The organism is Candidatus Propionivibrio aalborgensis (assembly GCF_900089945.1).
Taxonomy (GTDB): Bacteria; Pseudomonadota; Gammaproteobacteria; order Burkholderiales; family Rhodocyclaceae; genus Propionivibrio; species Propionivibrio aalborgensis.
In genome coordinates, this window is the sequence record NZ_FLQY01000404.1 from 1 (window position 1) to 9,642 (window position 9,642).

Below are 9,642 nucleotides of genomic sequence, written 5' to 3' on the forward strand. Positions count from 1 at the left end.
CTCAGCCTGATGTATGTCGGCTACATCGTCCTGGTATCGATTTTCAAGCCCGCTTGGGCACCTGCGTTGCCGATTGAAGCGCGCACCCTGCGCGGAAGCAAGCTGATGCTGCGTGTGCTGACCACGATGGTGCCGCCACTGGCCCTAATCTTTCTTGTGCTCGGCACCATCTTCATGGGCATTGCCACACCGACCGAAGGCGGCGCGATGGGCGCCACGGGCGCGTTGATCATGGCCCTGGCGCGTCGGCGGCTGACCTGGAAACTGCTCAAACAGGGTATGGAATCCACGGCGAAGCTGACCACCTTCGTAATTTTCATCCTGATCGGTGCCCGTGTATTCTCTCTTACGTTCTACGCGGTCGATGGTCACCGCTGGGTAGAGCATCTGTTGACCGGCCTGCCTGGAGGTCAGGTCGGCTTCCTGATCGTGGTCAACGTCCTGGTCTTTTTGCTGGCGTTCTTTCTCGATTTTTTTGAGCTTTCGTTCATCATCGTTCCGCTGCTCGGACCGGTAGCCGACAAGCTGGGGATCGACCTGATCTGGTTCGGGGTGCTGCTCGCGGTGAACATGCAGACCTCGTTCATGCACCCACCGTTCGGCTTTGCGCTCTTTTTCCTGCGTTCGGTCGCACCGCCATCGATCAAGACTTCCGACATCTACTGGGGCGCAATACCTTTTGTGTGTATTCAGGTCATCATGGTGGGATTGCTGATTGCGTTTCCGCAACTGGTGACCTTTGGCCTCGACAAGGATGCCAAGGTCGATCTCGACGCGGTGGAAATTGACGTACCGGTTTCGGGCTACGGTTCGATCAACCTGCCGCCGTCGCTGGTCGCGCCATCCGGGGAAGGCGCTCCGCCGAAAGAAGAGGACCCGAACAAGGCCATCCTGGACGCGATGAAGCAGGAGCAGTCAAAGTAATTCAGGATCATTTCATCGCACGGTAATATCCGCAGTGTTGATCCAGCCCCGCTTCGGCGGGGCTTTCTATTTTGCACTGGAGGCGAAACAGTCAACAAAAACGGGAGCCGAAGCCCCCGTTTCCAGTCCAGGAAAAACGATTCCCTTGCCGTAGATTTTACTTCGCGCCGTACATGTAATTCGCGTAGGAGCCTTCGGCGATACGGAACCACAGATTTTGATCCGCCATGAATTTCTTGTAGTCATCGTAGATCTTCTTGAACTCCGGATTCTTTGCCGAGGTCTCGGCGTACAGTTCCATCGCGGCCTTGTAGCAGGCGTCCATCACCGGTTTCGGGAACTGGCGCAACTGCGTACCGGAGCCGACCAGTTGCTTGAGTGCCGTCGGGTTCTTGGCATCATATTTCGCCATCATGTCAACGTGGGCATCCGAGCAGGCAAGCATCAGAATGGATTGATATTCCTTCGGCAGAGCAGCGAATTTCTTGGCATCGACGTAGGCAGACAACTGCGGACCGCCTTCCCACCAGCCGGGGTAATAGTAAAACTTGGCGACCTTGTTGAAGCCCAGTTTCTGGTCATCGTATGGTCCAACCCATTCGGCGGCGTCGATCGTGCCCTTTTCCAGCGACGGATAAATGTCGCCACCGGGGATCTGTTGCGGAACCACGCCCAGCTTAGATAGGACGGCCCCGGCATAGCCACCGATGCGCATCTTCAGACCTTTCAAATCCGCAACCGTTTTGATTTCCTTGTTGAACCAGCCGCCCATCTGTACGCCGGTATTGCCGCAGGGGATTGGAATGATGTTCGATTTGCCGAACAATTCGCCCATCAGCTTCGAACCGTTGCCATGACGGAACCAGGCGTCAAGCTGGCGGTTGGTCATGCCGAATGGAATGGCGCAATCGAAGGCGTAGGACGGATCCTTGCCAAAGAAATAGTAGGATGCCGTATGCCCCATTTCTACGGTACCGTCCTTGACGGCATCGAATACGGCAGGACCCGGAACGATTTCACCGCCGGCGAACACCTGAATCTGGAACTTCCCACCGGTTGCTTCCGATACGTTCTTGGCCATGGTTTCAGCCGCGCCGTAAATGGTGTCAAGGCTCTTCGGGAAGCTTGAGGCCAAGCGCCATTTGATGGTCGGGGCATTCTGGGCGATCGCGGGCATCGCAACGGCACCCGCCGCCAGACCGACTCCAGCTTTTTTTAAAAAGGAACGTCTTTCCATGATTTGTCTTCTCCTTGTGATTTAACTACGGATAGCCTGCTGGTACGACACTTTGAAAACGTTTGTTGCAACACTAAGCAAATGCCGATGTCTAGCGCACCGAAGGTCAACAACTGGCCCGCTCTATCATTTCAATTGCTCACCGGCGCGGCTACATATTAATCAATAGCCAACGCATTGCATGTAAAAATGCAGCGTTGATATTAACCATTGACTCGATTCAATGCAAAATTGGTGGGACCAATTTAGTTTTCCGAGACTGGCTAAGGTAATGTGGTGCCGTGGTCGGAACGGGCGGCGCCCACGGTATCAGTTTGCCTACTGCGTGCACGTGGCTTGTTTACAGTTGAATTATGGAGACAAAATGTACAAACGAATCATGGTAGCCATTGATGAAAGCTTCATGGCGAGCCCGGTACTACAAACGGCGATTGAGATGGCAAATTCCAGTGGAGCTCAGCTGGCGATTTGCCACGCTGTGGATGAAACGATTTTTGCGAACCGCCAATTGGAAATGATGCTGCCGAACAGCGTTGGCAAGGCAGAATACAAAATGCGTCTAGGCGCTGAGGGTTTCCTCGGCAAAGCTGCAGAGTCCGCGCGAGCTGTTGGCGTCGAAGTTGAAATCAAACTGGTCGAATCGGAAGTCAAACACGTTTCTGATATGCTGGTCGAGGCGGCGGCAGAATGGCAGGCTGATCTGTTGGTCGTCGGCACACATGGGCACCGGGGGATGGAGCGCTTCTTCGTCGGTAGTGTCGCCGAGCGGCTGGTGCGTAAGGCTGAAACTTCGCTGTTGCTCGTGCGTAGCACCTAATTGTTCAGTGGGCGAAGGCGCCGGTTTCAACTCGGTAGGTCGGAACGGTCCAAGGAAATGGTTCGACGAAATGGTATGAAGAAATCCCGGTGGCTGCCTGAGATTGGTTCGGTTGTAACGTACATCGGCCGTGCCAGCAAACTGGCACGCGGCGCTTTCAACGTTCGTGTTGTGGCGGAAACCAGTGCGGATCGTATGGTGGTGGAAGCCATTGGGCGTAGCGGCTCACCGGTGAGATTTACGGTCAAGCGTGAAAATCTCGCTCCGCTTCAGCCCGGCTTGTTCGATTAGGCATTCCAGGGAAATACGGGAAGGCGCAAAGTCTGTCTGTCCAGCAAAGCTGTGAGCGCCACTCAGGGCTGAGTTGTTTCCCCTGGGTTATCAGAAGCACCGAGTTCTTCCGTGGGCATGGCCATTGTGGTGACAAAGTTGCGCTTGGCCGCGGGCTTCAGTTGTTTGATCCGGTACTCCGCCTTCAATGCACTGGAGCGATCGGGGTATTCCACGCTGACGAGCAGTCGGGTCGGCGGATGAGCGCGCGTGTACCGGGCGCCTTTCCCGCTGGCATGCGCAGCGTAGCGTGCCGCAACATCGGTCGCTATGCCGGTGTAAATGCTGCCGTCGATGCATTCGATCATATAAAGGAACCACTGGCCATGCTGTAGCGCCCTGGTATTTTCGATGCTTGATGAGTGATCCGGCATTCTCTGATGGCGCAAGGGCTCAGGCTGGCTTTTCCAGCTCGCCACCCAGCGCTTCAAGCAGGTCGTCCAGTAGACGCGCAAGCTCGCCGGTCATCAACGTGAAATCCAGATCAAAACGTTCTTCTTCGTTTGCGGCCTGACTGTCGGCTTCTTCCTTGAGAATATCGAGGAAGCCGAGGCGCTTGATCTGCAATTTTTCGTCCAGCAAGAAGGAAATGCGCTCACCCCAGGTCAGCGCCAGTCGCGTAACGACCTTGCCGGTGGCGATATGCTGACGGATCTCCTCGCCGTCCAGGGTGTGCTTTACATAGCGCACCGCAGCGTTTTCGGCCGAGCGCAGTTCGAGATCCTGATCGAGCGTAAATCCACCCGGCGCTTGACCGTCGGCGACCCAGCCAGTCATCGCGGCCGATGGCGATTGTGTGACCTTGAGTAGCCTGGCCGGCAGGCCATCGACCGATTTGTGCAGATGCTCCAGAAACTCGTCGGCTTTGGCCGGTGCCGCGGCGTCGATGACCAGCCAGCCGTTGAGCGGATCGATCCAGCCAAACGTGCTTCGGCGGCGAATGAAGGCACGCGGTAGCAGTTCGCTGGTCATCGCTTCGCGGAGTTCGCGCATTTCCTTGCGGCCGATGCGGCGGCCTTCATGTTCCTCAATCGCTTTAGCATGCTCATCGGCAAACTGCCTGACCACTGCGGCGGGCAACAGTTTCTGCTCGACGCCGAGGGCCAGCAACCACTGGCGATTGACGGTATGGACCAGTGTGCCTTTGCCACCGGGCGATATCCAGCCGATGCTTTGCGCGTCAGTTGCATTGCAGGGCTGCAATGTCAGGGTGGAAAGCTGTTCTTCAAGTTGGGTAACGCTGATTGCCCAGTTCTTGGGCATTCGGTAGAGCTGGAGATTTCTGAACCACATGGGAGAGACTCGAAAAACCAGGAATTATAGGGCTGAATGCGGCAGTGAATGACTCGATTCCATCTATTTGTGCATCTGATTTTCTGTGAATGTTGAACGAGGCCTGCGGTGTGGTTCATAATGCGCGTATGAATGATCCAGAACCGATTGATCCGCGTCGCCGGATTCGCGAGCTTACCGCCATCCCCGAGCGGGATCGCACCGACGAACAATGGGATGAGCTTAACGAGCTTGAGATCCGCACGGCACCAGGAAACCGCGAGTCAGACCGGAATCAGGATCGGCAGTTGGGGAAGCGGCCGGGTTCTCCGATGCCGGTGCGACGCCCCGATCGCAATCAGGGTGTCAATAGCAATGGTCCGAGGCCGGATTCACGGCCGCAAGAGGGACGGTCCGATAGTCGCCCTTCCAAACGGCAGCATCGGCGATCCAAGCGTCCGGTCGGTACGCCCGGTAACAGCTGACGGCCGATTTTTCCGAAGTGCCAAGAAAGCAGATGCTTGGAATTACTCTGGTTCCTTGTGTCTGTTAGCGCACCGGGTCCATCCATTCCATTTTGTACAAGCAATGACGGCATCAAAAAAAGGCCGGTTAGCGTCGTTACGCTAACCGGCCTTGATAGAAACCGTTACGGGATTGATGCGGGGTTACACCGGACACCAGTCCCCTTCAGCAATCGGTCAGAATTCGTGCCGGCCGGATCCGCTCAATACGAGTTCGGTGGCGCGCCGCTGAGCTTCGATAAAGGCAGCTTCTGCGACCATTTGCTGGTAATCGTCATTGCTCGCAATGACATATGATGATCTGTTGATGCTGGCGGCCTGCCCGGCTGCCCCAAAGTTTACGGTTCTGTTTTCTGCTTCGGTATGGGTGCTCATCTTGTTTGTTCTCCTAAGGTATGGGGTTATTGGGCAAATTATTGATGGCTGGAAGAAGTGCCAGAACCCTTAAGGGGCATCCGCCTTTCGCCATTACTGTTTATGCAATATATTTCCCATACCGAGACATGGGAATACCCGTTTCCCCATATTTTTCGATCAGACAAGCAAAATTTCTGAATGCTGCTGGCGCGTGGCAACGTGATTCAAGGCTGGATCAGGCCGGTACGCATGGCGTATTTGGTCAGTTCAACCACGTTGTGCACCTCGAGTTTTCGCATCAGATTACGGCGGTGAACGTCGACCGTACCTGGAGAAATACTCAATTTGACAGCAATTTCCGGCGCGCTCTTGCCCTCGGCAAGCAGGGTCGCAACTTGCAATTCGCGCCGTGACAATGTGGGCCTGTCAGGCTTCTTTAGCTGTGATTTATGTTCCTGAAGGTTGATAGCCACCAGTGAGTTGACTGCGGAGCAAAGGTAGATGTGCCCTTCGGCAACCCTGCGAATTCCTTCTTTCAACTCGGTGCCCGCCGCAGATTTGACGATGTACCCCAAAGCACCGACGTCGAGCATCTGCTGTACGATGCGCCGGTCGAGGTAGGTTGACAAGGCCAGTACCTTGATTCCAGGGTGTTTGGCGAGCAGACGTCGTGTCGTTTCGATACCCGACTGTCCCGGCATTGCGACATCCATGACGACTACGTCAGGCGCCAGCTTATCCGTAAGTCTCAATGCCGTTTCTCCGTCACCGGCTTCGGCGAGAACCTGAATGCGGTTGTCCTGTTCCAGCACAACGCGCAATGCTTCACGGACCATCGTATGGTCATCGACGAGAATTATCTTGATCTTCATGGACGATGTTCCTTGGCGCTGATGGAAATCGGGATGGTCAGAGTGATCGTGGTGCCATTTCCAGGGCTGCTGTCGATTTCCATTTCGCCTCCAATATTGACTACGCGTTCATTGATCGAACTCAGGCCAAAACCATTTTGTGCGTTCTTGTCATCCGACGAAGGGCCAGGGTCGAAGCCGCGGCCATTGTCGCTCACCGCCAGCGTCAGTCGGCTTTCATTGCATAGAAATGACAGGCTGGCCTCGCTGGTCTCGGCATGCCTGGCGACATTGATCAGGAGTTCGCGGGCAGAGCGGAAGAGCATGGCCTGGACCTCATCGACAATGGGCTTGAGTTCACCCTCGGAGTCGAGGTGCACCGTCAGCTGGTATCTGCGTTCCATTTCCTCGGCAAGCCATTCGAATGCCGACCTGAGGCCAAGCGTGTGCAGTATTGGCGGGCTCAGGTTCAGGGTGATCGTGCGCACAGCCTGGTCGGCCTGGTCCACGAGTTCGACCAGATTGTTAACTGTCGGTTGCGGCAATCCTGTGGCAAGCGAGGTCAGTTTTATCTTGATAATCGCCAACAACTGGCCAAGATTGTCATGCAGCTCCTGCGCCAGCATGCGCCGCTCGCGTTCTTCGCTCATCATCAGTTGCGCCGCAACCGCGCGTAACTGCTTGGTTCGATCGTTTACTTTGGCCTCGAGGTTCACTTTCGTTTCGAGCATCTGCTCTTCGGCATGCTTGCGTTCGGTAATGTCTGCAAACAGCGCGACGTAATTCCTGTTCCTGCCGTGTCGGTCGCGCAAGGCGCTGATCGACAGCAACTCGGCATACACCCCCCCGTTCTTGCGCCGGTTCCAGATTTCGCCGTACCAGCGGCCTTTCTCGATCAGGTCGCGCCATAGTGCAGCATAGAACGCCTTTTCATGGCGGCCCGAACTGAGCAGGCGTGGATTCTGGCCGACAACCTCATTTCGGCTGTAGCCGGTAATGCGGCTGAACGACTCATTGACGTCGACGATCATGCCGTCCGCCGCCGTGATCATGATGCCTTCGCGGGCATGCGTGAACACCCCGGCGGCCAGCTTGAGCTGTTCTTCATTGCACTTGTGCAGGTCGATGTCAGTGAGAGCGACGTGAAGTAAGCGCGGTTGATCGCTTTTCGCTACAGCAGTGGCTTCCAGACGTACCCAGGATGGCGTTCCGCCATTCCTCGCCAGTCGCAGCTCGCAGGCCTGCGTTTCGCAGGACTCGAGCAGTCGGTTATGGATGCGCTTATAGTCCTCCCGGTCGTCCCTGAAGATGAATCCGGACAGCTTCTGCCCGACCAGCGTTTCGGGTGTTTGATCAAGCAATCGGGCGGCGGCAAGGTTGGCCTCAATGATCAGGCCCTGCGCGTCCAGGAGGCAGTAGCCCATCGGCGCAAGATCAAAAAGTTGGCGATAGTGCGCCAGCGGCAGAGTTTCGTTCGACCGCTGCTCATGAGCCTGCTGTGGTGCTTGATCAGCGTCCGGGGGGGCTTCGGTATCGGAGGGGAGTTTGCAGGGGATCATGGCTTCTCACTGACAGGCAAGGCCGGGTGGTACGAGGCCAGGTTGGCCATCGCATGGATTCATATTGTCTTCTCGGAGGAGAGCCAGAGGCATCGGCCTTTGCTTTCTTCCTGAATTGCGGCGAGCTGTTGCAGATGCCGGGAGCGCTCCTCCTCGCTGGCGCGTAGAATCAATAACGCCTTGCGGGAGCCGCTTGTTTGGATGTCCTCTGCGCTATTGACGCGTACTTCGTCGTTGCTGGCGAGTTCCATCATCAGGCTTTCCTGACCACGTGTCATCGCAAGATAGACTTCGGCAAGAATCTCGGCGTCGAGCAGGGCGCCATGCAGGGTGCGGTTCGAGTTGTCTACGCCGTAGCGCTCACATAGTGCATTCAGGTTGTTCTTCTTGCCGGGATGCAAATCCTTGGCCATACGCAGGGTGTCGTTTACCTCGGGGCAAACGGTATCGATCGGTGCCATATCGAGCAGGGCGAGTTCGGAATTCAGAAAGCCGAGATCGAATGTCGCATTGTGGATAATCAGCTCGGCGCCGCGTACAAAGTCGATAAATTCGACGGCGATATCGGCAAAGCGGGGTTTGTCCTGAAGGAATTCGAGGCTGATGCCGTGCACCGCAAGCGCTCCCGCGTCGATGTCGCGCTCCGGGTTGAGGTAACGGTGAAAGTGATGGTTGGTCAGTCGCCGGTTACGCATTTCAACACAACCAATTTCAATAATTCGATGTCCGAGTTTGTGCTCAAGTCCGGTCGTTTCGGTATCGAGGAATATCTGGCGCATGCTTGGATTGTCCGGTCAAGTTCTATGTTGTGGAAGGCGGCTCAACAGTCTAATACTATGGCTCTCCGCGCTTGGTCAGCAACTCGTCGATTCCGCGATTGGCGAGCGCGTCGGCGCGTTCGTTGCCAGGATGTCCGGCATGCCCTTTGACCCAAAGCCATTTGATTTCATGTTGTTTGGTGAGGCCGTCGAGTTCCTGCCAGAGGTCATCGTTTTTTACCGGCTTTTTGTCGGATGTGCGCCAGCCGTTGCGTTTCCAGTTGTGAATCCACTGACTGATGCCTTTTTGCACGTATTGCGAGTCGGTGTGAACATGAACTGCGGCCGGGCGCTTGAGGGCCTCGAGTGCGCGGATTACGGCGGTCAGTTCCATGCGGTTGTTGGTCGTGTCCGGTTCGCCGCCCCACAGCTCCTTCTCGATGTCACCCGTCTGCAGGAGAACGCCCCAGCCGCCTGGCCCCGGGTTGCCACGACAGCCGCCATCAGCGTAGATATTGACGATGACTTCATTGGCCACTTTGTTCGAACTCCTTCTGGGTAACGGCAGTGAGAACCTTGCCAGGTACCTTTTTCCGGTTCCACGGCGGCATGATGAGACGCATGCCATGTACGCGTTTGACGGCGCGCAAGAGGTAAGCGCCGCCAGCAAAACTCCACCAGCGGTCACCGGCGGCTTCCATGAAGTGCCAGCGTTTAAGCCAGTGCTCCTGATTGCAGGGTGGAGCGTAACATCCGAAATTTCCTCGATCGACCTCGAAACTGAGAAGTTGCAACCAGTCCTTGAGACGTTGAACCGAAATGTAATTGCCACTGACCGGGAATTCGTTCCGGCGGCTTTGCAGGCGTCGACGCAACCCCCATAGCGAATGTGGGTTGAATCCCGTAACGATCAGTTGACCATCCGGAATCAGCACCCGTTCGACTTCCCGCAGAACCTGATGCGGATCACCGTGAAATTCGAGGATGTGCGGCATCACGACAAGATCGATGCT

The 9,642-nt window shown here is 56.0% G+C and carries 13 protein-coding genes; 4 read left to right on the forward strand and 9 right to left on the reverse strand.

Translation table 11 applies throughout. From position 1 onward, the window contains the following. Positions 1-924 (forward strand): TRAP transporter large permease (locus PROAA_RS18640; RefSeq protein WP_186412792.1); only part of this gene is annotated, 924 nt, incomplete at its 5' end. A gap of 157 nt (positions 925-1,081) precedes the next feature. On the opposite strand, the gene PROAA_RS18645 is transcribed toward PROAA_RS18640, so the two are convergent. Next, positions 1,082-2,161, reverse strand: a complete 1,080-nt coding sequence (locus PROAA_RS18645) for a TRAP transporter substrate-binding protein (protein WP_186412793.1) — start codon at positions 2,159-2,161, stop codon at positions 1,082-1,084. 364 nt (positions 2,162-2,525) lie between these two features. On the opposite strand from PROAA_RS18645, the gene PROAA_RS18650 reads away from it, so the two are divergent. Together PROAA_RS18650 and PROAA_RS18655 are read left to right on the forward strand one after the other, a co-directional pair. Then, positions 2,526-2,978, forward strand: a complete 453-nt coding sequence (locus tag PROAA_RS18650) for a universal stress protein (protein WP_186412794.1) — start codon at positions 2,526-2,528, stop codon at positions 2,976-2,978. Positions 2,979-3,053: 75 nt separating this feature from the next. Next, entirely contained in the window at positions 3,054-3,269 is a 216-nt protein-coding gene (locus tag PROAA_RS18655) for a hypothetical protein (RefSeq protein WP_186412795.1), read from the forward strand. A gap of 62 nt (positions 3,270-3,331) precedes the next feature. On the opposite strand, the gene PROAA_RS18660 is transcribed toward PROAA_RS18655, so the two are convergent. Next, positions 3,332-3,682 (reverse strand): GIY-YIG nuclease family protein, encoded by a 351-nt coding sequence (locus PROAA_RS18660; RefSeq protein ID WP_186412796.1) that lies wholly within the window; start codon positions 3,680-3,682, stop codon positions 3,332-3,334. 19 nt (positions 3,683-3,701) lie between these two features. After that, positions 3,702-4,601 (reverse strand): recombination-associated protein RdgC, encoded by a 900-nt coding sequence (locus PROAA_RS18665; protein WP_186412797.1) that lies wholly within the window; start codon positions 4,599-4,601, stop codon positions 3,702-3,704. A 128-nt stretch (positions 4,602-4,729) separates the two neighbouring features. Between PROAA_RS18665 and PROAA_RS18670 the strand changes: the two genes are divergently transcribed. Then, positions 4,730-5,065 carry a hypothetical protein gene (locus tag PROAA_RS18670; protein ID WP_186412798.1) on the forward strand — a complete coding sequence of 112 codons (336 nt, stop codon included), beginning with the start codon at positions 4,730-4,732 and terminating at the stop codon, positions 5,063-5,065. A gap of 216 nt (positions 5,066-5,281) precedes the next feature. On the opposite strand, the gene PROAA_RS18675 is transcribed toward PROAA_RS18670, so the two are convergent. The 6 genes from PROAA_RS18675 to PROAA_RS18700 all read right to left on the reverse strand — a co-directional run. After that, positions 5,282-5,479, reverse strand: a complete 198-nt coding sequence (locus PROAA_RS18675) for a hypothetical protein (protein WP_186412799.1) — start codon at positions 5,477-5,479, stop codon at positions 5,282-5,284. A 206-nt stretch (positions 5,480-5,685) separates the two neighbouring features. Next, on the reverse strand, positions 5,686-6,333 hold the full coding sequence (locus tag PROAA_RS18680; protein WP_186412800.1) for a response regulator: 648 nt from the start codon (positions 6,331-6,333) through the stop codon (positions 5,686-5,688). Beyond that, entirely contained in the window at positions 6,330-7,871 is a 1,542-nt protein-coding gene (locus tag PROAA_RS18685; RefSeq protein ID WP_186412801.1) for a sensor histidine kinase, read from the reverse strand. Before PROAA_RS18685 ends, PROAA_RS18680 begins: the two co-directional genes overlap by 4 nt. 59 nt (positions 7,872-7,930) lie before the next feature. After that, positions 7,931-8,650: a DNA polymerase III subunit epsilon gene (dnaQ, locus tag PROAA_RS18690; RefSeq protein ID WP_186412802.1), complete on the reverse strand. Its 720-nt coding sequence runs from the start codon at positions 8,648-8,650 to the stop codon at positions 7,931-7,933. A gap of 55 nt (positions 8,651-8,705) precedes the next feature. After that, entirely contained in the window at positions 8,706-9,167 is a 462-nt protein-coding gene (gene rnhA, locus PROAA_RS18695; RefSeq protein ID WP_245664359.1) for a ribonuclease HI, read from the reverse strand. Further along, a partial coding sequence (locus PROAA_RS18700; protein WP_186412804.1) for a class I SAM-dependent methyltransferase occupies positions 9,157-9,642 on the reverse strand: 486 nt, incomplete at its 5' end. The genes rnhA and PROAA_RS18700, both read right to left, overlap by 11 nt.